Source organism: Blastomonas sp., from assembly GCF_030373265.1.
Lineage (GTDB): Bacteria > Pseudomonadota > Alphaproteobacteria > Sphingomonadales > Sphingomonadaceae > Blastomonas.
Map to the genome: position 1 here is coordinate 23,345 of NZ_JAUCZC010000006.1, position 24,910 is coordinate 48,254.

18 protein-coding genes are annotated in these 24,910 nt (G+C 63.7%); 6 read left to right on the forward strand and 12 right to left on the reverse strand.

The features are described 5' to 3' along the window. Positions 1 to 32: 32 nt before the first annotated feature. The 5 genes from QUV11_RS05100 to QUV11_RS05120 all read right to left on the reverse strand — a co-directional run bounded on the left by QUV11_RS05100 (position 33) and on the right by QUV11_RS05120 (position 6,430). Complete coding sequence (locus QUV11_RS05100) at positions 33 to 1,283, reverse strand: MFS transporter (RefSeq protein WP_300880891.1); 1,251 nt, start codon at positions 1,281 to 1,283, stop codon at positions 33 to 35. 83 nt (positions 1,284 to 1,366) lie between these two features. Further along, positions 1,367 to 2,134 carry an SDR family NAD(P)-dependent oxidoreductase gene (locus QUV11_RS05105; protein ID WP_300880892.1) on the reverse strand — a complete coding sequence of 256 codons (768 nt, stop codon included), beginning with the start codon at positions 2,132 to 2,134 and terminating at the stop codon, positions 1,367 to 1,369. Beyond that, a complete protein-coding gene (locus tag QUV11_RS05110; protein ID WP_300880893.1) occupies positions 2,131 to 3,273 on the reverse strand; it encodes a serine hydrolase in 1,143 nt (380 codons plus the stop codon). Before QUV11_RS05110 ends, QUV11_RS05105 begins: the two co-directional genes overlap by 4 nt. A 41-nt stretch (positions 3,274 to 3,314) precedes the next feature. Next, entirely contained in the window at positions 3,315 to 5,483 is a 2,169-nt protein-coding gene (locus QUV11_RS05115; protein WP_300880894.1) for a TonB-dependent receptor, read from the reverse strand. 161 nt (positions 5,484 to 5,644) lie between these two features. After that, positions 5,645 to 6,430, reverse strand: a complete 786-nt coding sequence (locus tag QUV11_RS05120) for a GntR family transcriptional regulator (RefSeq protein ID WP_300880895.1) — start codon at positions 6,428 to 6,430, stop codon at positions 5,645 to 5,647. A 264-nt stretch (positions 6,431 to 6,694) separates the two neighbouring features. Here QUV11_RS05120 and QUV11_RS05125 point away from each other — a divergent pair, with 264 nt between their 5' ends. Genes QUV11_RS05125 through QUV11_RS05135 form a run of 3 tightly spaced genes read left to right on the forward strand, consistent with a single transcriptional unit; the run spans position 6,695 to position 9,878 of the window. After that, positions 6,695 to 8,194 carry an AMP-binding protein gene (locus QUV11_RS05125; protein WP_300880896.1) on the forward strand — a complete coding sequence of 500 codons (1,500 nt, stop codon included), beginning with the start codon at positions 6,695 to 6,697 and terminating at the stop codon, positions 8,192 to 8,194. Between the two features lie 29 nt (positions 8,195 to 8,223). Beyond that, positions 8,224 to 9,474: a malonyl-CoA decarboxylase family protein gene (locus QUV11_RS05130; RefSeq protein ID WP_300880897.1), complete on the forward strand. Its 1,251-nt coding sequence runs from the start codon at positions 8,224 to 8,226 to the stop codon at positions 9,472 to 9,474. After that, complete coding sequence (locus QUV11_RS05135) at positions 9,465 to 9,878, forward strand: thioesterase family protein (protein ID WP_300880898.1); 414 nt, start codon at positions 9,465 to 9,467, stop codon at positions 9,876 to 9,878. The genes QUV11_RS05130 and QUV11_RS05135 overlap by 10 nt, the downstream gene beginning before the upstream one ends. A 423-nt stretch (positions 9,879 to 10,301) precedes the next feature. Here QUV11_RS05135 and QUV11_RS05140 read toward each other — a convergent pair whose 3' ends face one another. The 6 genes from QUV11_RS05140 to QUV11_RS05165 all read right to left on the reverse strand — a co-directional run bounded on the left by QUV11_RS05140 (position 10,302) and on the right by QUV11_RS05165 (position 20,082). After that, a complete protein-coding gene (locus QUV11_RS05140; protein WP_300880899.1) occupies positions 10,302 to 11,228 on the reverse strand; it encodes a TraB/GumN family protein in 927 nt (308 codons plus the stop codon). Positions 11,229 to 11,327: 99 nt separating this feature from the next. Then, on the reverse strand, positions 11,328 to 13,808 hold the full coding sequence (locus QUV11_RS05145; RefSeq protein WP_300880900.1) for a TonB-dependent receptor: 2,481 nt from the start codon (positions 13,806 to 13,808) through the stop codon (positions 11,328 to 11,330). Positions 13,809 to 13,940: 132 nt separating this feature from the next. Further along, positions 13,941 to 14,054 (reverse strand): YezD family protein, encoded by a 114-nt coding sequence (locus tag QUV11_RS05150; protein WP_300880901.1) that lies wholly within the window; start codon positions 14,052 to 14,054, stop codon positions 13,941 to 13,943. Positions 14,055 to 14,314: 260 nt separating this feature from the next. Continuing rightward, positions 14,315 to 16,120 carry an SLC13 family permease gene (locus QUV11_RS05155; RefSeq protein ID WP_300880902.1) on the reverse strand — a complete coding sequence of 602 codons (1,806 nt, stop codon included), beginning with the start codon at positions 16,118 to 16,120 and terminating at the stop codon, positions 14,315 to 14,317. Between the two features lie 329 nt (positions 16,121 to 16,449). Continuing rightward, positions 16,450 to 17,754 carry an ankyrin repeat domain-containing protein gene (locus QUV11_RS05160; protein ID WP_300880903.1) on the reverse strand — a complete coding sequence of 435 codons (1,305 nt, stop codon included), beginning with the start codon at positions 17,752 to 17,754 and terminating at the stop codon, positions 16,450 to 16,452. Positions 17,755 to 17,805: 51 nt separating this feature from the next. Continuing rightward, complete coding sequence (locus QUV11_RS05165) at positions 17,806 to 20,082, reverse strand: TonB-dependent receptor (RefSeq protein ID WP_300880904.1); 2,277 nt, start codon at positions 20,080 to 20,082, stop codon at positions 17,806 to 17,808. Between QUV11_RS05165 and QUV11_RS05170 the strand changes: the two genes are divergently transcribed. From QUV11_RS05170 to QUV11_RS05180, 3 genes are read left to right on the forward strand one after another with little or no spacing between them, the layout of a single operon-like run. Continuing rightward, entirely contained in the window at positions 20,081 to 20,944 is an 864-nt protein-coding gene (locus QUV11_RS05170) for a response regulator transcription factor (RefSeq protein WP_300880905.1), read from the forward strand. The two genes, QUV11_RS05165 and QUV11_RS05170, sit on opposite strands and share 2 nt — an antisense overlap. A gap of 7 nt (positions 20,945 to 20,951) precedes the next feature. Continuing rightward, a complete protein-coding gene (locus QUV11_RS05175) occupies positions 20,952 to 22,328 on the forward strand; it encodes a sensor histidine kinase (RefSeq protein ID WP_300880906.1) in 1,377 nt (458 codons plus the stop codon). After that, a complete protein-coding gene (locus QUV11_RS05180) occupies positions 22,325 to 23,428 on the forward strand; it encodes an ABC transporter substrate-binding protein (RefSeq protein ID WP_300880907.1) in 1,104 nt (367 codons plus the stop codon). Before QUV11_RS05175 ends, QUV11_RS05180 begins: the two co-directional genes overlap by 4 nt. Here QUV11_RS05180 and QUV11_RS05185 read toward each other — a convergent pair. Beyond that, entirely contained in the window at positions 23,379 to 24,761 is a 1,383-nt protein-coding gene (locus QUV11_RS05185) for a CitMHS family transporter (protein WP_300880908.1), read from the reverse strand. The two genes, QUV11_RS05180 and QUV11_RS05185, sit on opposite strands and share 50 nt — an antisense overlap. Positions 24,762 to 24,910 lie beyond the last annotated feature (149 nt).

The following is a 24,910-nucleotide window of genomic DNA, read 5'->3' on the forward strand; positions in this document are numbered from 1 at the left end:
AAGGCATGGGCGGCGGCAGATGCCGCGCGGGACTATTCGAGCGTGCGCATCGTTCGGCCAAAGGCCGTGCGGCTGGCCATGGCCATGGCCGCGCCGAAGCTGGCGACGACGAGGACCATCGCAAGCAACGACAGGTTGAGCTTGTCGGGGTCGCCGAACACGAAATCGGTGATCGCCCCGACCAGAGGCGGGCCGACGCCGATCCCCACCATCGTCACGATCGCGAGGAACACCGAGGTCACCACGCCGCGCATGGCAGGCGGGGTGAGCATCTGCACCCCGGCGAGCGATGCCGGCGCGCCCAAGGTCAGCGAGAAATTGAGCAGGCCATAAGCAACAACCGAGGTCACGACATCGCGGCTGAACGCGAACACCAGCATGGCAGGGATCGCTCCGAGCAGGCCGATTGTCATCACGGGAGCGGCCGGAGACGGCGCACCGTTGCGCGCAAACCGATCGGTCAGCCAGCCCCCGCTGAGATGGCCCAAAGGCCCTGCGACGAGAATGACGCTTCCCACCAGCAACCCGGCCTGCGACGGCGTCATGTCGAACAGCCGAACGTAGAAGGTCGCGCTCCATGCAGCGATGGTCTGGACCAGCAGCACCACGGTGATCGAGGCGGCCACGTGCGGGATATAGGCGCTGCGGTGCGCCCTGGCATGCGCGACCGCGGGACCGAAGCCTGGCTTGGCGAGCGGATCGGCAACAGGCGCCCGCTTGGGCTCGCGTAACGTCAGCGCGATCACCAGTGCGAGGGCAAAACCGGGCAGCGCCATGATCACGAACGTGCCCTGCCATGGCGCAAGCTGCCCGATCACCGGCAGCGCAAGGCCCCCCTTGGCCACCAGCAAAGCCAGCACCGCGCCACCGCCGATCATCGCCGCGCTCTTGCCTAGGGATGCTCCGGTGGTGAACAGCGAGACCGCACGCCCGAGTTTTTCCTTGGGGAAATAGGTGGCGAGCAGGGACATCGCCGCAGGCACCAGCGCGGCCTCGCCAAAGCCGACGCCCAGCCGCGCGAGGAAGAGCGATCCGAAGCTGTCGGCCAGACCGCACAGAGCCGTCGCGATGCTCCACAGCACGATGCCGATAACGATAAGGTTGCGGCGATTGACCTGATCGGCCATCCGCCCGAGTGGGATCGCAACAACGACATAGAGAATGACGAAGCCGGTGCCCTGGAGCAGCCCGAGTTCGGTGTCGGAGATGCCCAGGTCGAGTTTCAATGGCTCCATCACCAGGCTGAGCACGAACCGGTCGACGAACGAGACAAGGTGCGCCACCGCCAGCAGCCCCGCAACATACCACGGGTACCATCCCCGGATGAGCGAGGAGGGCGGAACCAAGCGGGACGAAACCGGTTGCATCAGCCGATAGCCGCCGAAATGCCTTCGTCGGCAAGCCAGGTCGCGCCGTGAACGGCACGCGCCTCGTTCGAGAGCAGGAACAGGATCACGCCGGCGATCGCATCGGCATCGCTGAAGGCCACACCGCTGGGTGTCATGGCCTGCATCGCGGCAATCGCCTCGGCGTTGTTGCGGACATCCTCGTTCATCGGAGTGGCAGTGTTGCCCGGCGCGACCGCGTTGACCGCGATGTTCATCGGCGCGAGCTCTGCGGTAAGGGCGCGAGTCATCATCACCACCGCGGCTTTGCTGGCGCAGTAGAGGGCATGGCTGTTGATCCCGATCAACGCCGCGGTCGAGGCGCAGTTGACGATCCGCCCGCCGCCCCTGCGCTTCATCAGCGGTGTTGCCGCCACAATGCTGTTCCACAGACCTGTGACATTGATGTCGATCATCCGCGCCGCATCGCCGCCATCGGTGGCGCCAACGGGGGTTGCGTAGAACACGCCTGCGGCGTTTACGAGCAGGTCAAGCCCGCCCAGATCAGCCTCGACACTGGCCATCAGTGCCGTCATCGCATCCGCGTCGCGGACGTCGGCTTTGTATGGCCGCGCGTTACCGCCTGCAGCAACGATCGAACTTGCGACCGCATGCGCCTTGTCGAGCGAGGCACTGGCGAGGATGGCGACATCGGCGCCCTCGGCGGCCAGCGCGCGGGCAACGCATTCTCCGATGCCCGAGCTGCCGCCGGTGACCAGCGCCACCTTGTCTTTGAAACGACCGGTCATGCGTACACCGCCGCGCTCAGCGCCGCGCAGCGCTCGCCAAGCCCGCCGCCGGCGCACATGAACGAGGGGCTGTAGCCGAACGAGATCCGGTTTTCCGGATCGGCAAAGCCAAGGGCACCGCCGGCGCCGGGGTGTCCGAAGCTGCCCGGATTGCTGCCCATCGGCGACATGTTCGGCTCGTTGAGGAAGAACCCGTGGCCATAGCGGAACACACGGTCGGTCATCGCGCAGGTGCCGAACCAAGCCTCCGAGCGCATCGCATCGATGATCGCAGGCGATGCCAGCCTGATGCCGTCGAGCGTACCGCCACACGCAAGCGCCGCATAGACCCTGGCGACGGACCGGGCGTTGCCGTGGCCGTTGCTCGAAGGCATCACGCCCTGGCGATAGGCGGTATCGTTGTAGGGGTCGTCCGAAGGCGGACGCTGCCGCCACGCGCGGCCCAGTTTGGTGCTGTGATCGCGGGTCTGGACGAAGGTGTGGCTGTCGGGGTTGGGGATGACATCGGCGACCCGCTCGTCATGAGCACCGCGCGTGCCATAGCCGTAATCGGCGCCAAGCGGCTGCGCGACTTCCTCGTCGAAGAAGCGCTCGAGCCTGCGACCGTCGATCCGGCGCACGAGTTCGCCAAGCAGGTATCCGGCACTGAAGCTGTGATAGCCATGATCGGTGCCGGGCTCCCATTCGGGGACCTGCGCCTCATAGGCGCGGATCATCGCCTCCCAGTCAAGCCCCGCACCGTCGGGCGCGGCATCGGCGAACAAGAGCCCAGCTTTGCCGGTGATCAGCGTGCGAACGGTGATCTCAGCCTTGCCGCTGCCAGCGAACTCGGGCCAGTAACGTGCCACTGGCGCGTCCATATCGAGCGCGCCGCGATCGGCGAGCATCCACAAGCACAAAGCCGCCATACCCTTGCCCACCGACATCATGCAGATGATGGTGTCCTGCGCCCATGGACGGGTCTGAGCCCTGTCGGACCAGCCGCCCCAAAGGTCGACGCATTTGACGCCATCGCGATAGACCGCAACGGCGGCCCCGCGCTCGCCGCGCTCGCGAAAATTGGCTTCGAACGCTTCGCGTACCGCTGCGAATTCTGGGTCGCAATGGCCCGTGACGGGGGCTTTGATCCGTGAAGTCATCGTTGGGTGGTCACTCTGGCTGGGCAAGGATAGATACACCATCAGTAGGCGGCGCTGAGGCGGATGCCATAGGTCCGCGGCTCGCCGACCCGTCCAACTATGCCCGAAGCAAAGCTGGCGGTGCTGGTGACATATTCCTTGTCGGCCAGATTGCGCCCAAACAACATCACGCGAAAACCGCTGTCGCCAAAATCATAGCCAAGGCTGGCGTTGACCAGGCCGTAAGGCGACTGCTGGTCGAGACCGACATTGCCCGCGGTGAAGAACTGGCGGCCGCGGTGGCTGTATTCCGCACGCCCGATGATCGAGCCGTTGCCGACCGGCAGATCGAGATCGACAAAGGCTGCATAGGCCCATTTCGGCGCAAGGTTGAGCCGGTTGCCGGACGCATCGAACACGACGTTGCCCGGTGCGAGCGCGGTGGTGTAATTCTTGTAGACCGCATCGAGATACGCCAGGTTTGCACCAATCTGAATTCCCTGAACGGGACGCAGCAAGGATTCGATCTCCACCCCATCGACGGTCGCATCGGAAGCGTTGGTGATGTCGATCACGCCCGGTGACAGGAACGACTGCACCTGCAGATTGGTGTAATCATAATGGAAATAGGTGCCGTTGAGGCGCCACAGCCGATCGAACAGCTCGAGCTTGACACCGGCTTCATAGCTCCACAGCGTTTCGGGATCAAAGCCCTGGCTGGCGTTGCGGCTGGCGAAGTTGAAGCCACCCGACTTGAACCCCTTGGTCGCCGAGGCGTAGACCAGCACGTCATCTGCGGGCCGGAACTCAATGCCGATCTTGGGGGTCCACGCCGAGTAGACGTCGCGCAACTGATAGGTTTCAGGGAAGCCGGGCCGGAAGCCGCCGGTAGTCGCGAAGAACTGGCTGGCGGTCTGGTCGAAACGCTTGCGCTCGCGGGTGTAGCGCGCGCCGGCAGTCAGGCTGAGACGGTCGGTCAGCGCGTAATTGGCCTGGACGAAACCCGCGATCGCCGCGGTTTCTATGACCGGCGCAAAATTGGCGCGGACGTTGGCGGCAAAGGTCGTGACCGAAGAGTCCACCTGGATGTTCTCATCGAAATAATAGACGCCCAGAATGTACGACAGGTCCCCGAGCGTGCCCGAGAGGTTGAGCTCCTGCGAAAACTGGCGCTGGCCCTCGAATTGATCGGTACGACGGATATTGAGCGCAGTACCGTCGGTATCGCCGACCTGCTGCAGCTTGTTGGTGCGATAGCCGGTAAGCGAGTGCAAGGTTGCGCCACCCAGATCGTAGCTCAGATCAGCTGACGTACCCCATTGCGTACGCTCCGATGCCGAGCGGATATTGAGCGCCACGGTGCGAAAATCGCCCAGCACGCTGTTGGCGACCGGATCGGTCGTGGGCTGCAGCATCTTTACATAGCCGCCGAGCGCATCGTCGGAGTGGAGGTAGTCGGCGCGCAACACCAGATCGATCCTGCTGTTGGGGGTGAAGCGCAGCTGTGCGCGGCCGCCGATGGTGTCCTCGTCGTCGATATCGCCGACACCGGGAACGGCGTTGGCAAGAAACCCGTCGCGCCTGGAACGCAGCACCGAGAACGAGGCGGCGATCTTGCCGGGGACGACGGGTCCGCTGACATAGCCTTCGGCGCGCATGAAATCGTAATTGCCATAAGTGAGCTGCGCACGGGCGCGCATCACATCGTCGGGCTTGCGGCTAATGACATTAATCGTTCCCCCGACCGAGTTGCGACCATAAAGCGTGCCTTGGGGGCCGCGCAGCACCTCGATACGTTCCACGTCGAGAAAGTTGCTCAGATAGCTTCCGGGACGCGCCATATAGATGCCATCGACGTGCATCGTCGACGATGGGTCCGATCCGCCGAAGACGTTGTTGGAGCCGATCCCGCGGATATAGACCTGCGAGAATGTGGCATTCTGTGTGACCTGAAGCCCGGGAGCGAGCGACACGAGATCGCGAATGTCCTTGATTCCGGCGCGGTCGAGCGTTTCGGCACTCACAGCGGTCACTGCGAGCGGTGTATCCTGCAATCGGGTCTCACCGGTACGGGTCGCCGTGACGATGATCTCGTCGTCATAGCCCGAAGCCGAGCGGCCAGGTTCGCGATCAGCAGGGGCGGCTTCCTGGGCGAATGCAGCAGGAGATGCGATGGTGACCGCGATTGCGATTGCAGATGCTCCCCGCATCGATGCGAATTGGCTGACCATGATCGTCCCCTTTTGCTGTCCCCGGCCGTCGGCACGCTTGCCTAGCCGTGACACAGTGTAGACACAGGCCAATTCGATAATCAAGTCAATCGTCGACGATTTGTCTTATTAGGGTCAAATCTCTGTCAAAACTGCCATTTATTGTCGACGATCTTTTCAGCTTATGGGTCTTGCGATGGCGTGAGCAACCGGATGCACCAATCGCAATGATGCAGGATAACGGCTTCGGCGCTCCGCGAGTCGCACTCGAGCAGTGCATCGGTAAGTCTCTGATAGTTGATGACATATTGCGGAGCGTGCGCGCCAAGATCGATCGCGGCGACAAGCAGCCGGTTCCAGTATTCGATCTGCATCATGCGCATCACGAAATCGATATAGGGCTTTTGCGCGATGCCGTTTGCGACATAATGGAAATTGTTCAGCGCCTGGAAGAAGGCCACTCCCTCGGCAGGGTTGGAAGCCGCGGCGCGGATCGCCGACATTGCTGCGCGGATCAGCGCCGGGTTGTCACCTTGCTGCGCACGGGCGGCGGCGGCTTTGAGGCCTAGCGCGGCGATAGGCGCGAGAACCTCATACATGTCAGCAAGGTCATGCTGCTCCATCGGACGCAGCACCGCGCCGCGATCCGGAAGCAGTTCGACCAGCCCCTGACCGGCAAGCACCGCTAACGCCTCGCGCACCGGCGCGCGGCTGAGGTCGAGCTGCTGTGCCACCTCGGCCGCGATGATCCGGCTGCCGGGTGCGAGCTCGCCCCGGTCCATGGCAGCCATCAGCGTCTGATAAACCCGCTCGACCAGCGACATCTTGAGTTCACCGCCTGCGGTGATCTTCTGGGCTCCGAAAGGCCTCACCGGAACCTTGGGCTTTGCCGGGCCGGATTTCTTCGACGCGGCCCGCTGTTTTGCGGCGAGCTTGCCCTTGGGTTCGCCTGTTGTCGTCTTGCTCACTGGATGTCCTCGTAGATTGTCGACGATCCGTCCTCGTAACTCACTCATGATGTAATCACCAGTGGCAGAGACGTTTGGAAGCAGAGGGGACTATCGTCGACGATTATTGCGGTATGGAAGTTTCAAATAGATTGAAATTGGCATATCGTCGACGATATTGCACTCTCGGGTTGACAGGGGCGCATGGTGAAGCCTAGTCAGTGTCCACCAGCGGCCCGCCGGTACCCGGACAATGCCGTGATGTTGACAGGAGCCAGCGGGCGCATGACCGATACAAGCCTTACCGCAGCGCTGGTGGCGTCGTTCGACCATGTCGCTGACCGGATTCTGATCGCGCAGGGGGATCGAACGCTCAGCGGCAGGCAGCTGCGCCTGGCTATGGACGATGTCGCTGCGCGGCTGATGAAACTGGGCGTCGCGCCGGGCGACCGGGTCGCGGTACAGGCGCCCAAGTCGATTGACCTTGTTCTGCTGTATCTCGGTTGCCTGCGGCTGGGCGCGGTCTATCTTCCCCTCAATGACGCCTATCGTCCTGACGAGATCGGCTATTTTCTGGGTGATGCCGAGCCCGCCTTGTTCATCTGCGCACCCGATGCCGCAGCCGGGCTGCAACAGTCGGGATGCCTGCCCAATGCGCTGTGCCTCCACACGCTCGGCCTGGATGGCGAAGGCTCCTGGCACGCGGTTGAACCCTCGCTTGCCGGCTTGCCCCCCGGTCCCACGTCGCCCGACACGCTCGCTGCAATCGTCTACACCTCGGGAACCACCGGACGTTCGAAGGGCGCGATGATCAGCCAGGGAAATCTGCTCGCAAACGCCCGCGATCTCGCCGCAGTCTGGCGAATCAGCGCGGAGGACACATTGTTGCACGCTTTGCCGCTATACCATATCCACGGGCTGTTCGTCGCGCTGCACCCACTGCTGCTGGCGGGCGCACGGATCGACCTGATGCCCAGTTTCGATCCTAGGCTGGTCCTCGAACAGCTTGGCGGCGCCACCATCTTCATGGGTGTACCAACCTATTATACCCGGTTGCTCTCCATGCCGGAACTCAACCGCGATACGACCCAGCACGTCCGCCTGTTTGTCAGTGGTTCGGCACCGCTGACCCCAGTCACTTTCGCTGCTTTTGGCGAGCGGACAGGGCGCAGCATTCTCGAGCGCTATGGCATGACCGAATGCGGCATTATCTGCTCCAACCCGCTCGATGGTCAAAGGCTGCCCGGCGCAGTGGGGCAACCGCTGCCGGGGTATAGCGTTCGCCTCGCCGACAAGGCCGAGACCGGTGTGCTCGAAGTCAAAGGACCCAGCCTGTTTTCAGGCTATTGGCGGATGCCCGAAAAGACGCGCGAGGAGTTTCGTGACGACGGTTACTTCATCACCGGGGACATCGCCACGATTGATGCCGACGGGGTGGTCCGAATCGTTGGTCGCGACAAGGACATGATCATTTCAGGAGGGCTGAACATCTATCCGGTCGAGATCGAAGCGCTGATCGAGGCGATGGACGAAGTCGGCGATGTCGCGGTGGTCGGGGTGCCGCACGCCGATTTCGGTGAGGCGGTGCTGGCGGTGGTGTGCCTCAAACCGGGCCGTGTGCTCGAGGCAACCGGGATAGTCGATCGCCTCCGCGGACAGCTGGCCAGTTACAAGCTGCCCAAGGCCGTCGCGTTTGCACCTTCCCTGCCCCGCAATGCGATGGGCAAGGTGCAGAAAGCCGAGCTGCGGCGTGTGCATGCCGAACGTTTCGTCCCATGCGTCTGAGCCTGCCGTTCCTCACTAAGGCGCAAGCAGTGCCCGACCTTCTTGCCAGGGTCCAGCAGCTATCACTCGGCCTGCTGGAGAGCTGCGGCGAGACGCAGGGAACCCTGACTGCGACCCGGCTGGCAGAAGCGCTGGCAACGCTCGATGAGGCCGCCGAAATTGCCTATAGCCACTGGCTGGTTGAGCAGCTTGGTCCCGACCCTGCAACGCTCGGCGCCAGCGTGGATCAATGGTTGAAACGGCCTGATGCCGAGGGGGCAGCACAGCTGACGCGCAGCGCCGAGCCGCGTCGCCAAGAGCTGCTGCGGCGGTTGAATGCCGCGCCCTGCGGAACGAGACATCTGGTGACCTGGAGAGCGCGTCTTCTGCAACAGCTATCCCAAACCCCTGCACTGGCGCCGCTGGAGGCTGATCTCAAACACCTGCTTGCATCCTGGTTCAACCGCGGCTTCCTGGAGCTGAGGCCGATCACCTGGGATAGCCCGGCGCGGCTGCTCGAGCGACTGATCGAGCATGAAGCGGTCCATAATATCGCGGGCTGGTCGGATCTGCGCGGACGGCTGGAGGGTGACCGGCGCTGCTACGGTTTTTTCCACCCCGCGCTACCCGACACTCCTCTGATTTTTGTCGAGGTGGCTTTGACCGACCATGTCAGCTGCGCGATTGCGCCTTTGCTGGATCACCCGGCGCACCGTAGCCCGCCCGATCAGCCCAGCACCGCGATCTTTTATTCGATCAGCAACTGCGAACCCGGGCTGCGCGGACTGCAATTCGGCAACTTTCTGATCAAGCAGATCGTTGCCGATCTGAAAGTCGAATACCCCTCGCTGACGACGTTTGCAACGCTATCTCCCATTCCTGGACTGACCCGCTGGCTCAAGGCTGGCGGGCGAGATCTGGGGCGCGATGGCGACGATCCCCGCAGGCTGTGTGCGCTGTACCTTACCGGAGCAAAGCCTGATGGAAGCCCCGGAAAGGCTTCCGATCCGGTTGCTGCATTCCATCTGGGCAACGGGGCAGAGCTGTGGCGGATCAACAGCCATGCCGATCCATCAGCCAAGGGGTTGGCACAAAGCGAAGGCATGATGGTCAACTATGTGTACCGCGAGCAGGATCTTATCAACAACCACGAACAGTTTGCACAGCATGGACGCGTGACGCGTTCGCGCGAAGTCAGCGCCTTGATCGCCGGACCGGCTACGCCGGCATGGCGCTGGACGTGGCCTTGGGGCCATACGCACCCGTTCCCACACTCGCAGGAGAAGTCGCTATGCCGATGATCGAAACCTATCGCGGAGTCGCCTTCCCCTGGCTGTGCGACCAGATGGGGCACCTAACAACCTTTCGCTATGTCGAGATGTTCGATGTCGCATCTTATCATCTGATGCACGCGCTGGGCGACCGGCCAGCAGCGCAGGCTGGCGAGCTGGGCTGGGCGGACGTGAACCACTCGATCGACTATAAGTCTGAGGTGGCCATTGGTGCTCTGCTTCTTATCCGCAGCGGCGTCGTCCGTACCGGGCGCAGTTCGATCGTCACCCGGCACATCATGACCGACCCCGATGCTGGGGTTGAGCACGCCGTTCTGACAGCCACCACAGTCCGGTTCGACCTTGTTGCGCGGAAATCAGCGCCGTTACCCGATCTTATTCGCGCAGGGTGCGAGGCGTTGCATATCGCGTGAATCAGCCTTGTCTGGACCCTTTGATCGACGTTCTGACAATTACACTTGTGGCCAAGAGAATGGCCGTGGTCAGGGCTCCGATTGCAAGGATCCCCGGTGGCGTCAGGCTTACCGCGAAGAAAAACTGGGGACGCGCGATCTCGATGACCAATGTCTGATTTCCGATGGCTTCAGGCATGCAATTCCAACGGACGAAACGAACGGCAGTTCCGGCCCTCAAGCTGCGGTTGCCAACGACCGTCTCACCCATCTTCCCAAGCGCGTGCCACGTCGGCCAGAAACCTGGCGCAGGCCGAGATCGAATCTCGACTGGCAGCAGCGCTCAGGGCAGGAAAGCCACCAGAGCTTTGACCCGAGATACGGGCTGACTGACCAGCGCAAGAAAGCGCCGAAGTCTCAGGTTGCGCCTCAGGACGACACGGTTCACCGCCATGGCGGTCCGGCAACATCAAAGCCGCGGGCTTCAAGCTGGTCGAGCACGCCTTGCTTCTCGGCAAGCACCCCCAAGGGCACGACCGCCAGCGTCACACCTTCCGTGCTGGACGCCTCGCTGATCAATCGGGTCCATTGATCGCGGATTTCGCCGCCCAGGTCCTCATCGGCCCACGGCCAGCACGTGTTGAGGGCAATTTCGAGCGGATTGGTCATCACTGCCGGAATATCGAATTCGCGCCAGTCGTTCCCGCGCGCCTCGATGATCGACTGCCCTGCTTCGGTCGCGCGCATCGCGGCTTCCAGACAGGGGATGTGGCTGGCGGGCGCAGCCGCCGCCAGATTGTCCAGCAGATCTTCACCGCGAAACCGCTCGGGCCGGACGATCGGTATATCGGCCCGCCTGGCGGCCTTTTGCACGATGTCGGTGGCGTCGTCGGTCGTGTCGCGGTCGAAATCCAGCCGACGTGCCAGCAGGTCGAACGAAGACATCAGAAAACTGCCGCGATCATAGTCGGCCTTGTACTGCGTCTCGAGCGCAGCCAGGCGGCTGCGCTGCTCCACGGTCAGATAGTCCGCCGCTACCCGCCCGTCGGGCAGTTTGGTGAAGCGTCCACCGCGAAAGATCAGGCGCAGGACATCGCCGGGCGAGAACTTGGGAGCGGCCCGCAGGATCACCCGGCTGGCTTCCAGCGCGGCGTCGCGCAACCGCTCGGGCTCCCATGGCGTGGACTTGGGAACCGCGCGGATTTCACCTACCAGCAGAACCGTTCCGGTGGGCGTATCGATCGTCCACATCGGCGCACCCGAGCGCTTCGCGCTGACGACGATCTCGGCCTCGGTCTGGGGTGCCTGGGCGAGCGCGGGCGCCGCGCACAGCAGCATCGGTGCAACGAGGGACAGGAACCTTGTCTTCATGGCCACGGCCTTATCGATCAGCGAATAGACGACACATGAACCGGATGACGCAAGATCGCCATCTGCAAATCGCATGAAAAAGGGCCAGAAGCTGGAGGATCAGAAGCTGGAGGCAAGCGTCAGGCCGAAAGTGCGCGGGTCGCCGGGCTGTCCGGCGATCAGGCCGGTGTTGCCGCCGGTGTTGGCCGCGAGTTGCTCGAAATAGTTCACGTCAAAGGCGTTGCGCACCCAGGCGAAGACGTTGAGCCCGTCATCGGTGCGATAGCCCAGCCGGAAGTTGGTGAGCGCATAGCCATTGATGTCGGTGTAGATCGAGCGCGAGGGGTTCGACGAGAATTTCGAGCGGTAGTTGCCGTCGAACCCGATATAGGCAAAGCCGTCGAGCCCGAAAATCGAGGCCGGCGCATTGGCCTCTGCACCATAAGAGAACGCCCAGTTCGAGATACCGGGCAGCCATTGGCCCGAGATATCGCAGTTGGCCGGGCTCAGCGCACCGGGCACCCCGGGGGCACCGGGCACCTGTGTCCCGGTGACGGTGGTGCCGCCGGCCAGTTCGGGCGGGCATGGGGCGTCGACGAAGCGGACATATTCGTGGTCGGTATAGGCGCCGCTGACATAGGCGTTGAACCGCTCCGAGGGCCGCACGCTGAAGTCCGCCTCGATCCCGCGCACCCGAACCTTGCCCGCATTGGCGAGGTAGCCGCGCAGCACGCCCAGCTGGCCGTTGTTGACCGTCGCCTGATAGTCTCCGATCTCGGTCCAGAAGCCGGCAAGGTTGAGCGTCGCGCGGCGGTCCCAGAATTGCGTCTTCAATCCCACCTCAAAATGATCGACCTTCTCGGGCGCGACCGCGCCTGCCGCGAGCAGCGGGTTGCCCGCCGCGTCATTGGGCACGCCCGACAGGTTGATGCCGCCGGTCTTGAACGTCTTGGCATAGGTTGCATACGCGCGGACATCGTCGGAGACGCGATAGGCCAGGGTCAGGTCATAAGACAGGTTCCAGTCGCTGAATTCGGGTTCGAAGAACTGCGGCGCGAGCACCCCGCGCTGCGCGACAATCCAGGGATCGTTGGCGAACGGCCCGTTGAAGGTGACCAACTGGCGGGTGCCGTTCGAGGCGGTTCCCGTCACCACCGAGTTGTACGATCCGGTCTTCTTGTCGTAATTGATGCGGATGCCCGGCTGGATGGTCAGGGCATCGGTGACCTTCCAGCTGAGCTGGCCGAAGGCGGCGACGCTGGTGTTCTTGAAGCCGATATCGTTGTTGGCAACCAACCCGTTGAGCACCGCCGGGTTGTTGGCGAGCGCGCTGGTCGGGTTGAGCAGCCAGCGGCTCGCGGCCGGCCCCTGCTCCTGGATGCCCTGGGTGTCGATGGTCTGATAGAAGCCGAACACGCCTGCGACGAAATCGATGCGCTCGCCCAGTGATCCGGCATAGCGCACTTCCTGCGTGAACTGCTCCTGCTGCGAGGGGTTGTTGACCTTGAGCGTGATCGGCAGGCCGGTGAAGTCGCGGTCGTTCGAAGGGGTCCAGTCCCAGAAGCGCCAGGCGCTGACTGAAGTCAGCGTGCCGGGGCCGACATCCCATTCGAGCTTGAGCGATGCACCACCCAGGATGCTCTTGGCGCTGAGCTCTGCATCGACATCGGTCACCCGGTCGAACGCGTCGAGGCTGGGCGGGGCATAGCCGAACGCCGCCGACAGCGCGGGGAACTGGCGGTTGGCCGGGCGCTGGGTGCTGCCGTAGCGCGCATAGATCTGCGCGCAGCATTCGGGGTTCTGGCGGTTGTAGTCGCCCGCCAGCGTCACCTTGAGGGAATCGCTCGGCTTCCACAGCAGCGTGCCGCGAATCCCCAGATTGTTCAATTCGTTCACGTTGGTGCCGGTGGCGACGTTGAAGATCGTGCCCCGCCGATCGGTGGTCGCAACCCCGAAACGCACAGCGACAGTGTCAGACAGCGGCCCGGACACCGATGCCTTGGCCTGGCGGAACTCGAGATTGCCTGCGGTGACCTCGGCGCGGCCCTCGAAATCGAAGCTCGGTTCCTTCGAGGTGATGTTGATCGCGCCCGCAGTCGTATTCTTGCCGTAGAGCGTGCCCTGCGGCCCGCGCAGCGTCTCGACCTGCGCGATATCGAGGAAATCGAGCGTCGCCACCGCCACCCGGCCGACGAAGACATCGTCGATATAGATGCCGACACCCTGTTCGATGCCGTCATTAGTGAGGCCGAACGGCGCGCCGAGCCCGCGGATGTTGATCGCCGAATTGCGCGGGTTGGAGGAGTAGAACTGCAATGTCGGCTGCAATTGCGTCAACCGGCTGACGTTGAAGCTGCCGGTGTTGTCGAGCGTGGTCACATCGACCACCGAGAGCGCAATCGGCACGTCCTGCGAGGATTCGTCGCGGCGGCGGGCGGAGACGATGATCACGTTGCCGGGCTGTTGCTGGACCTCTTCGCCCGCATCCGGCTGGGCGTTGGCTGCGGTGGCCTCCGTATCGGCCGCGAGCGCCGGCACCTGCGATGCAAGAGCGATGGCCAGCGCAGCAAAGGACGAACGGGCGGCAAAAGACATGGACATTTGGAAGGACCCCCAGGGATGGAAGTGCTTCCGGCTGTCCGGTCGGCACGCTGTAACAGTGGTTGCGTCAGAAAAGGCCTCGAAAAAACGCCGGCCCGGTCTCCCGGTCCCGGCAGTCGAGGGATGGGGCTATCAGGAAAAGCGCTGGCGTTCGGTGACGTCCATCTGGACCAGCCTGCCATCGTGCACGGTCAGCGTGACCGCTCCGAAGCGCAGTTTGGCAATCGCTTCGGCGATCGCAGACATTGGCACGGACGCGGCAGCAGCAGGTGGGGCATCAGCGGATTTTGAAGGAGGCATGAGGCGAAACTCCCTGTGAAAACTGGTGCGGACCGGCTGCATGCAGCATGGCCCGCAGACACAGAGCTATTCTCTACCGTTTCAGTTGGCAAGATAGTTTTTCTACCGGGGGTGGGTATCTGCGGCAGATCGTGCGGCGCCAGCGGCTGGCCGCATGCGCCCGAGCCTGCGCTGGATCGAGCGTATGCGTGCAATCCGGCACGCTGCTAGAAGATCAGATAGATCGATGCGGAAGCCGCCAGACCGACCACGACGTTCATCGGAATGCCGATCTTAAGAAAGTCGGAGAAGCGATAGTCCGCCGCCGCATAGACCATGGTGTTGGTCTGATACCCGATGGGCGTGGCAAAGCTTGCCGACGCGGCCAGCATCACGGCGACCAGCAACGGCCTGGGATCGATCCCCATATTGGCTGCGATGCCGATGACGATCGGGGTGAGCAGGACCGCCACCGCGTTGTTGGTCACAGCCTCGGTCAGCAGCGAGGTCAGCGCATAGACCGCGAGGATCAGCAGAAACAGCGGCGCGGTGGTCAGCATCGGTGCGACCGCCCCAACGATCAGATCGACGCTACCGGCATTCTGGAACCCGGTGCCGATCGCCAGCATCGCGAAGATGAGAACGAGCAGGCTTCCGTCGATCGCGGCCCACGCTTCGGCGGGGTCGATGGTGCGGGTGATCAGCACCACCGCCACCCCGATGATCGCGAGGCCCTCGATCGGCATCACCCCGAGTGCGGCTGCCAGCACCGTTGCCAACAGCGTCAGCACCGCAATCGGCGCCTTGGCGCGCCGATAGGGCGTCGCCTTGGCAGCGGCGATGCCAGCAAGGTGGATGTTGTCCTGAAGCTGGGCGAGTTCGGGCGGTCGCGCCGCGATCAGCAGGGTGTCGGCAGCGCGCAGCCGCGCGGTGGGCATATCCGGGCCGGGCAGATGCCGCGCGCGGGAAATCCCCAGAATGCGCACCCGCAGCCGCGACAACATCGGAATTTCGGCGAGATGCCGCCCGATGCTGGGATGGGTGGGCGCGATCGTCGCTTCGTACAGGGTCACGTCCTCGGGACGCTTGTCGCCGTGTAGCGCCAGTCCCCCACCCAGCCCGGCCAGCCCGGTTTCGAACCCCTCGCCCGAGGCAAACGCCGCCAGCTCGTGCGGCGAGGCTGCAATCACCAGCCGGTCGCCCGCCTCGAGCACGGCGGTCTCGAAGCCCTTGCGCCGAACGTCGCCCTGCCGCTTGAGCCCCAGAATGCGTGCCCGTTCGGGCTTGAGCGCCGAGATGTCCTCGATCGCCTTGCCGATCATCTCCGAATCCGGCCCCACCAGCAATTCGGACAGGCACTCGTGCGCGTCGCTGTCGGCGGCAGCGCTTTCGGGACGGTCGGGCAGCAGCCGGGGGCCGAGCAACAGCAGCAGCAGCGCGCCGGTGAGCGCCGTGATCAGCCCCACCCCGGTGATTTCGAACACCCCGAAGGCAGGCTGGCCAAGCCCGCGCGCGACACCATCGACCAGCAGGTTGGTCGATGTTCCGACCAGCGTCAGCGTTCCGCCGAGGATCGCCAGATAGGACAAGGGGATCAGCAGCCGCGTCGCCGAAATGCCCAGCGCCTTGCCCAGCTTCTTGACGATCGGGATCATGATGATGACCACAGGCGTGTTGTTGACGAACGCCGCAGCCCCCAGCGTTCCGCCGAAGACCTCGGCCATGACGCGCCTGGGGTTGCTTTCGGCACGGCGGATCAGCAGTCCCATCACCGCCTCGATCGCGCCGGTGCGCACCAGCGCCCCCGACAGCACGAACAGCGCACCGATCGCCAGCGGGGCGGAGTTCGAGAACACGCCGCGCACATCGGCGACCGACACATAGCCCAGCACCATCACCACCGCCGCCCCGGTCACCCCGACGACCACCGGCGGAAACCGCTCGGTCATGAACGCCGCGAAAATGGCAATCAGCAGCACCAGACCGATCTGGGCGCTGTAGATGTCGATCAATTGAACAAGCGTGTCGAGCATGAGTGGGGATAGCCTTGGGATCGCCGGGCACCGGTGCGCGGCCAACCCCTTTGGCACGCGGCCCCGCCTGCACACCAGCGCAAAACTCCCCCCGTGTCCGCCGCAGCCGCCTCAGTTGCCGTGTGGCATCGGCATCCGGAGCGGCAGGGTGGCGGCCAGGGGCCCGCGGCGGGCGCCGGTGCGCGGCGTCTGGTCCAGGCGGGCGGACCGGGATCCACCGGATCGAGCCGGGGGCCAGCCGGCGACAAAAGCACGGCCGCGTCCCCCCTTTGCCCGGTCTGGCGCGGCCTCAGCAGGTCACCACGTGCACCGCGCCTTCGCCCGATCGGTCACTTGAGCGAGCGAAGATAATCGATCGCGCCCCTATTGATGTTCGCGCTCTCGTACATTTCGAGCGCCGTGCGGCCGTCGGGTCCGGTTGCATCCTTGTCCGCCCCTGCGGTGACGAGCAGGCGCAGTACCGATGCGGGCTGGTTGGCTTTGGCTGCAATCGTCAGCGCTGTGTCGCCATTGGCGAGCTTCGGAACCGGCTTGAGGCCATAGTCCTCGATCAGCAGACGAATGGTCTGCGGCCCGCTCTTGTAGGCATCTGCACTTTCCAGGGCCACCATGAGGGCGTTCGCTCCATCCCGGTTGACGGCGTGGACGTCGGCGCCTGCACCGGCAAGCAGCCGGATCAGCGCGGGCGCATGCGTCTGCGCCTTGCCGGTCACGATGAAGGCGGTATTGCCCAGATTGTCGGTCGCGTTGACGTCCTGCCCCATATCCAGCAGCAGCTTTGCAACCTCCGCGCTGTTCCGGCCCGCCCTGACGAGCGCGGTCGCGCCGTTCTGGTCGCGGCCATCGACCTTCAACCTTTGGTCCAGCAGAAAGCGCAGGACCTTGGCGTTGGGGTTGTTCTCGGCGGCCAGCATGGCGGCGTTCAGGCCATCCTTGCCGACCTTGTTGATGTCGCTGTGCTTGGCCAGATGCACCACGACGTCATAGGTGGGGTTGCGCCAGGCTGCATTGAGAAACGGATCCCAGCCATTCTTGTCGTCGGTGTCGTAACGCAGGCCGAGCGAATGAAAGAACTCGAACAGATGCACATACTGCGCGCGCATCGCGGCTTCATGCATGGCCGTCCGGCCGTTGACGTCGCGGTTGTTGACGTCGACGCCGGCCTTGATCAGTTCCCGGTAGACCTGCAGATCGGGTTGCAGCCGGGTGGCGTGGGCAAAGGCGTTGCGCCCGGTTCCATCGAGCGCGTTCACATTGACGCCCGCGTGCGCCAGCACCAAGCGCACCGCCTCGGGCGTGCCCCCCTTGGTGACCCAGAAGATCGCCTCGCGCCCCTCAAGCTGCGCTTCGGTCAGCTTGGCACCGTTGTCGATGAGGAACTTCCAGACATCCTCTTTGGCCATAGAATTCCCGGCGCGAACGAGCACCGAGGAGCCGTGATGGTTGAGTTCGTTCAGATTGATGCCGCGGTCCAGCTGGGTCTGGATTTCCGCCACGGTCAGCGGGACGAACCAGTTCTCCGGAATGTTGAGCGGTGTGTCGCTGTTGGCGCTGGCGGGCATCGCTGCCATGGTCAGCCAAAGCGCTGCCACGGTGCGCGCAACTGATAAGGTGAAGGCTTGGGGCTTCATCATGGTCTTTGTAACTCCGGGTAGCCGATAGGGAATGATCGTGGGAATCCGAACTCAAAGGAACAGGTAGCGCAGTTCGACAAAGGCTGAGCGGGGGCGGCCTGGATAATGCCCGCTGCGGACCAGAAAGCCCGAGGCGGCATAGGTCTTGTCGAGGATGTTCTCGACCCGGAACATCGCTCGGATCGGACCTTTTTCGTAGATCAGAGATCCATCGAAGATCATGTAGGGCCGGACGGTCTGGCCATCGACGCTCAGCCGCCGCGAGACATAATCCCCCCCTATCGCCGCCGCGAGACCCAGTTTTGGCAACTGGTACCGGGTCCAGAACCCCAAGGTGTGCTTGGGCGCATTGGCGAAGCGGTCGCCCACGCTGTCGCCGATGTCCCCGGCACCGCTGACGAAGCCCTCGGTGATCCGCGTGTCGTTATAGGCGTAGTTGGCGGTCACCACCCAATTGGGGGTAATATCGGTGGCAAGGTCGAATTCGAACCCCTTGCTGACCACTTCGCCGGCAGCGATCAGATCATCCACCCCGTCGCCACCGACATCGCCGCGCGGATCGTTCTGCAGCACATTGGTGCGCCGGATCCGGTAGACCGCACCAGCGGTCTGCACGCGACCATTGAACAACGCGGTCTTGAAGCCGCCTTCAAAGATATCGCCCGAGGTCGGATCGAACGGCCCTCCGGTCAGCGGCGTCTGGGATCCGGGGCTTTGCGGCTCGAAGGTGGTCGCATACTGACCGAAAACGCTGATCTCTTCGTTCAGGCGATAGACCGCTCCGAACCGGTAGCTCCAGTTGTCGCCGGAAAAGACCTCGCCGTTGACATCGTCGCGATAGGAATCGTAGCGGATGCCGGCGGTCAGGATGACAGGGCCCAGAGACAGTTCATCCAGCGCATAGAAACCCTCGCGTTTGCTTTCGATGGCGTTGGACGTCTGCGGGCCGTCGATATAGGTTGCGCTCACGCCGGGTTGATACACCGGATCGAACAGGCTGATCGGCGAAGGCAGGCCCGGCGTTGGGCGGGTGTTGCCGCGCAGCCGGCTGGCAACCCGCGATTCGGTTATCGTGTAGCGGTCAAATCCCAGCAGCACCCGGTTCTTGACGGTCCCGCTGATCTCGGCCGACCAGACCGCATTCGCGCCATAGGACCAGCTTTCCTGCTCGCGCTGCTGTACGCGGAATTCGCGGCGCACGGCATCGATGGCCCCGTCATTGTTGGTATCGAGCAGGGCGTTGAGCTCGTGATAGCGCTGCTCTTCCTCGCCGTCGTTGTACCGCACAGTGGCGTCCAGCACCACGTTGGCGAACGGCTTTGCTTCTATCCGGCCTTGCAGCACGTCGGACTTCATCTTCAGGAAATCATCGGGTTCGTTCGCGTTCCAGCGCCGGCTGGTCAGGAAACGGCCCTCGTCATCCACCGGCACCCCGCGCAGGCGGGCGGCGTTCTGCTTCTGGTCATAGCGGGTGGCCTGAAAGATGATCCTGGTATCGCCGGTGTTGTAGGCAAGCCCGCCATCGGCAATCAGGGTTTCCTGCGAGGCATTGAACCGCAGCAGCCCGCGGTCCTCGTAGAAGAGACCCCCGCGAGCGGAAAACCCGCCTCCCAAGCTGCCATTGGCTTCGGCCAGACCGCCATATCTGCCAGCGGTGCCGCCGATGATTCGCACCTCGGCCTCGGACTGCTCGGTGGGCTTTTTCGTGACATAGTTGAACAGGCCCCCCGGCGCGCCTGGACCATACAGCATGCCGGCCGGCCCCTTGAGGAACTCGACCCGTTCCACATTGAACAGCTGGGGAACCGCAAAGCCGGCGTTGGGGTCGCCGCGCAGGCCGTCGTAGAAGATTTCTTCCTGGCGAAACCCGCGCGCTGCGACGCCTGCAAAGCTGTATAAGCTGACGCCGGAAATATTGCGGTACAGGTCCTGCGCATCTCGCGCGCCCTGATCCTCGATGAGCTGGTTTGTGATCGTCGTGACCATCTGGCTCGATTCGAGCGGCGTGGTCGACAACTTTCCGACCAGCACTTCCTGCACGCGATAAAGCTGCTGTGCGCGCCCGGTGACGATGATGGTGCCTTCGGGCTGATCGTCATCCGTAGCCGGTGCCGGCTGCTGTTGCGGGTCGGAGCTTTGTGCCGCAGCGCCGGGAAGGGTGCCAACCGCCACAGCGGTGATCACGCACCCCCCTTTCAACGATGCCAGCATGCGCCCGAGCAATGGTGACATCTTGCCCCGATTGGGCGTCACCGACAGGCCCGTCGGGGGCATCGGCAAAGCGTTGCGATGCAGGCGGGCGGTCGAAATCTCGTGATGATGTCGCATGTCAGATCCCCTCATGTCCTGCGCTTTGGCGGCAGGTATCATGGCATTCCTAGCGTCCTTTGCTGTCACGAACCTATCGCGTCATCAAATTGCCACGGGCCGCCAATCGCCTTGCCAGCCCGCAAATAGCGGCGCTAGTATCGCCGCAAATGGCTGCGCGCCAAAGCACGGCCGGAACGGAGAGCGGATGCGCATTCTCGTCGTTGAGGACGACGCCGATCTGGCCGATGCCGTCACCCGGCATCTGCGGCGCGACGGTCATGCCGTCGACTGGGAGCATGACGGCGAAAGCGCGGACGACATACTGGGGTATCAGCAATACGATCTGGTGCTGCTCGACATCGGGCTGCCCAACATGAGCGGGTTCGATATCCTGCGCCGGTTGCGGTCACGCGGACACGCGACGCCTGTCATGATGCTCACCGCCCGCTCGGAAGTCGAAGACCGGGTCGATGCGCTGGACGTGGGGGCGGACGACTATCTGCCAAAGCCGTTCGACTTCAGGGAGTTCGATGCGCGCTGCCGGGCTCTCTTGCGCCGGGCGCAGGGCTTGGCCTCCAATGTGACGACGGTGGGCCGGCTGGTGTTCGATCGGGCCGCGCGCAGCGCCCGGATCGGCGATGAGGAGTTGCACCTGCCCAACCGGGAATTCCGTCTGCTGGAGATCCTGATCGGCAGGCTTGGCAAGGCCATCAGCAAGGAGCAGATTTCTGCGCAGCTGTTCGATTTCGACGACGAAGCCGGCATGAACGCCATCGAACTCTATGTCGGACGCCTGCGGCGAAAGCTGGGCAGCGCCATCACCATCCGGACGATCCGCGGGTTCGGGTATATGGCCGAGGCTGGCGACGGCAGTGCTTGAAAGGGCGATGTCCCTTCGCCTGCGGCTCGCCCTGATGACCGCAGCGCTGTTTGCCTTGGGGATGGTTGCACTTTATCTGGCGGCGCGATCCTATGCGCTGGTGGCGGCGGACAGATCCTATGACCGGCTGCTGGCAGGCTCGGCCCTGTCGATTGCAGAAACCATCTCGGTGTCCAGAGGCCAGGTGTCGGTCGATATCCCCTACGCCGCATTGGACATGCTCTCGGCGGCGCCCGATGACCGCGTATTCTATTCGGTGACCCGGCCCGACGGAAGGGTGATCACGGGATATCAGGACATCCCGGGCCTCTCGCCCGCGCCTGGACCGCGCGCGCGCATGAATGCCGCAGGACCCAGCTTTTTCGATGCCCAGTATCGCGGCGAGAACGTGCGCTTTGCGGTCCTGGGCCGGCAGATTGCCTCGGCAGGAGGCCCGGGCTGGGTCTGGGTCCAGGTTGGGCAAACCCGGCTGGCACGCGAAAGCCTGCAGCAGGAGCTGGTTTTGCGCGCGGTGGCGCCGATCATCCTGATGACGGTGCTGGCGCTGGCGCTGGTGTGGTTCGGCATCAGTGGAGCCCTGCGCCCGCTCCGCCAGATCGGGCACGAGCTGGAGCGGCGCGAGCCCCGCGATCTCAGGCCCCTGACCGCGCCTGTGCCGTCGGAAATCGCGCCGATGATCCGATCGATGAACGGTTTCATGCACCGGCTGCAAGGAAACATCGATCGCCTGCAGACCTTCATCGCCGACGCAGCGCACCAGATGCGCACGCCGCTTGCCGCATTGCTCGCACAGGCCCAGGTGGGCCGCGACGGCAACGCCGAAGAGCTGAGGGACACGCTCGAGCGGATCGAGCGCAATGCCTCCAGGCTGACGCGCCTCGTCAACCAGCTGCTGAGCGACGCTGCGGTCCAGTATCGCGCCAATTCCGGACGGTCGGAACGGTTCGACCTGCTGGAGACGCTCCAGGGCATCGTTCGCGGCGCCGTTCCGCAGGTGGGGGACAGCGATCTCAGGTTGAAATCGAGCATCCAGGCAGCGCCTTTCACGGGCGACCCGGTCCTGATCGGGGAAGCGGTGAAGAACCTGATCGACAATGCCCTGCGCCATGGTCCCGGTGCGGACGGAGAGGTCCTGATCCGTCTCGACGCGATCGACGCGGGATATCTTCTGGCGGTCGAAGACCGCGGCCCGGGGATTTCGGATGCTCTCAAGCCGGAGGTGTTTGCGCGCTTTGCCCGCGGCCCGTCCGGGGCGACAGGCGCGGGGCTGGGGTTGTCGATCGCCAAGGAAGCGATCGAATGCCATGGCGGAAGCATTGCCTTGCTCGACCGGCCGGGCGGAGGATTGCGGGTGGAGATGCAGCTTCCGGCGGTCTGGACATGAGACCTGTTGCGCTCATCCTTGCGGTCCTGATCGGCGGCTGCGCCGAACCCGACCACCGGGCGCCGGCCGCCTCGGACCAATCCGTGCTGACGATCTACAGTTCGACCGACACCGATGTGTTCGAACCTGTCCTGTCCGAATTCGAGAGGCTTCACCCCGACATCGATGTGCAGTTTTTCGAGCAAGGCGCCAAGGCGCTGTATCTGGGCGCGGTCAATACGCCATCGGGCCAGCCCGGGCGGGCGGATATCCTGATCAGCAGTTCGATGGATCTCCAGACCAAGCTCGTCAACGACGGATATGCGATGCCGCATGTATCGGCCGATACGCTTCGCCTCCCGGACTGGGCAAGATGGCGCGACGAGGCGTTCGGCTTCACCATCGAGCCGGCCGTGATGGTCTACAGCCGGCGCCTGATGAAGGGGCGCGCGCTGCCGCGCTCGAGGCCCGAGCTGATCAGGGCACTGGGGGACGATCCGGATTTCTGGCGCATGCGCATCGGCACCTACGATCCCGTGCGCAGCAGTGTCGGCTATCTTCTGATGTCCCAGGATTTCCGCAACAGTTCGGACACCGCCTCGCTGGTCACGCTGATGCAGCAGGCGCAGATCCAGACCGCCGACACCACGCTGGAACTTCTCGAACGGATCGAACGTGGCGAGCTTGTTCTGGGCTATAACGTGCTCGAATCCTATGCTCGGTCCCGCCAGGCCGCAGGCGCCGCCCTGATCATCGTGTATCCGGAAGACTATGCGCTGGCTTTGGCACGAACCGCCGTCATCCCCAAAACCGCGTCCAACCCGGCGGCCGCGCGCAAGTTTCTGGACTATCTTGTGTCCCCGCAAGGCCAGGCAACCCTGACCCGGCGCTCGCGGCTGAACGGTGTCCTGTCGCAAACCGAACCTGCAGGGCGCGAGCCGCCGCCGGGCGGGCCGATCCGGCCGATCTCGCTCGGGCCCGGGCTGCTGGTCTATCTCGACCAGCAGAAACGCGAACGCCTGCTTTCGATCTGGCTCGGTCGCGACCTGAAGCCGGGTGAAGCCGCCTTGCTCAGCCGGTTACCCAAGGGAACAGGCCTAGCAAAAGCCCGGCAGCCATGAGGATCATGCAGATCATGACGGCCCATTTCAGACAAAACCGCTGATGATCGGCAAAGTCCACGCCCGCAAGGCCGGCCAGCAGATAGGTTGATGGCACCAGCGGGCTGAGCAGGTGCACCGGCTGACCGATCAGCGATGCCCGTGCCATTTCGGCGTGCGATATGCCGTATTCCGCCCCCGCTTCGGCGATGATCGGCATGATCCCGAAATAGAAGGCATCGTTGGAGATGAAGAAGGTGAACGGCAGGCTGGCCAGCGCCGTGATCGGTGCAAGATAGGGGCCGTATTCGTCCGGGATCGCCGCAAGGAAGCTTCTCGACATGGCATCGACCATGCCGGTTCCGCTGAGAATGCCGGTAAAGATGCCCGCTGCAAAGATAAGCGACACCACCGCGATGACGTTCTGGGCGTGCTCGGCAACACGCCGCCGCTGTTCCTCGACACGCGGATAGTTGATGACCAGCGCAACCGCAAAGCCGATCATGAAGAGCACCGGGAGCGGCAGGATGTTGGCGATCAGTCCGGTCATCAGCGCCGTTGTCAGCGCGGCATTGACCCACAACAGCCGGGGCCTGCGCAGGTCTTCCTGCGGATCTGCCGGGACGCCAGCCGCATCGCCGGAGCCAACCACATCCCGGATCGACCCATCTGGGCCCAGGCCGACTTTTTGCGCGCGCGGGGACGGGTCTGCGAACGCATGCGGGCCAAGCTGGAGATGGGGAAGTCTTCGGCGCTCGCGAATGCCCAGATAATAAGCCAGGCCGAACACGCCGATGATACCGGCGATCATGGCGGGGATCATCGGGACGAAAACCTCCGACGGGTCGACCTGCAGCGCGCTGGCCACCCGCGCCAGCGGTCCGCCCCAGGGGGTAAGGTTCATCACCCCGCTGGCCAGCATCGTGACGCAGGTCAGGCTGAGCGCACTCATCCCCAATCTGCGGTACAACGGCAGCATCGATGCCACGGTGATCATGTAGGTGGTCGATCCATCACCATCCAGCGAGACGGCGGCAGCGAGCACGGCAGTACCGACGACGACTTTCATCGGGTCGCCGCCAACCAGAGCCAGGATGTACCGCACGATCGGATCGAACAGCCCGGCATCGATCATCACGCCGAAATAGAGGATGGCAAACATCAGCATGACACCGGTCGGCGCGAGCGTCCGGATGCCCTCGAGCATCATCGGGCCAAGCCTTTCATCGCCGAAGCCGCCAACAATGGCAAAGATCAGCGGGACGACAATGAGCGCTACCATGGGGGAAAGGCGCTTGGTCATGATCAGGACCATGAAAGTCACGACCATGCCGAAGCCAAGAAGCGTCAACATCCTATCATCCTCTGCACCGTACGTTTCCTCCGCCAAGGGCGGGCAAACGGTCATTTGGAGGCCGCGTTGCCGCCGCCTCCCGGCTTGTCTGGCAGGTTATCCTGTCGTGGGTCTGTCAATGCGGACCAGGATGGTCTTTTCGTGAATCC

Excerpts from the sequence above, each read along its gene's own strand:
- QUV11_RS05115 (WP_300880894.1), bottom strand. The coding sequence starts at position 5,483 with ATGGTCAGCCAATTCGCATCGATGCGGGGAGCATCTGCAATCGCAATC.
- QUV11_RS05125 (WP_300880896.1), top strand. The coding sequence starts at position 6,695 with ATGACCGATACAAGCCTTACCGCAGCGCTGGTGGCGTCGTTCGACCAT.
- QUV11_RS05165 (WP_300880904.1), bottom strand. The coding sequence starts at position 20,082 with ATGCGACATCATCACGAGATTTCGACCGCCCGCCTGCATCGCAACGCT.
- QUV11_RS05180 (WP_300880907.1), top strand. The coding sequence starts at position 22,325 with ATGAGACCTGTTGCGCTCATCCTTGCGGTCCTGATCGGCGGCTGCGCC.
- QUV11_RS05155 (WP_300880902.1), bottom strand. The coding sequence starts at position 16,120 with ATGCTCGACACGCTTGTTCAATTGATCGACATCTACAGCGCCCAGATC.
- QUV11_RS05175 (WP_300880906.1), top strand. The coding sequence starts at position 20,952 with ATGTCCCTTCGCCTGCGGCTCGCCCTGATGACCGCAGCGCTGTTTGCC.
- QUV11_RS05185 (WP_300880908.1), bottom strand. The coding sequence starts at position 24,761 with ATGTTGACGCTTCTTGGCTTCGGCATGGTCGTGACTTTCATGGTCCTG.
- QUV11_RS05170 (WP_300880905.1), top strand. The coding sequence starts at position 20,081 with ATGTCAGATCCCCTCATGTCCTGCGCTTTGGCGGCAGGTATCATGGCA.
- QUV11_RS05160 (WP_300880903.1), bottom strand. The coding sequence starts at position 17,754 with ATGATGAAGCCCCAAGCCTTCACCTTATCAGTTGCGCGCACCGTGGCA.
- QUV11_RS05140 (WP_300880899.1), bottom strand. The coding sequence starts at position 11,228 with ATGAAGACAAGGTTCCTGTCCCTCGTTGCACCGATGCTGCTGTGCGCG.
- QUV11_RS05135 (WP_300880898.1), top strand. The coding sequence starts at position 9,465 with ATGCCGATGATCGAAACCTATCGCGGAGTCGCCTTCCCCTGGCTGTGC.
- QUV11_RS05150 (WP_300880901.1), bottom strand. The coding sequence starts at position 14,054 with ATGTCTGCGATCGCCGAAGCGATTGCCAAACTGCGCTTCGGAGCGGTC.
- QUV11_RS05110 (WP_300880893.1), bottom strand. The coding sequence starts at position 3,273 with ATGACTTCACGGATCAAAGCCCCCGTCACGGGCCATTGCGACCCAGAA.
- QUV11_RS05105 (WP_300880892.1), bottom strand. The coding sequence starts at position 2,134 with ATGACCGGTCGTTTCAAAGACAAGGTGGCGCTGGTCACCGGCGGCAGC.
- QUV11_RS05145 (WP_300880900.1), bottom strand. The coding sequence starts at position 13,808 with ATGTCCATGTCTTTTGCCGCCCGTTCGTCCTTTGCTGCGCTGGCCATC.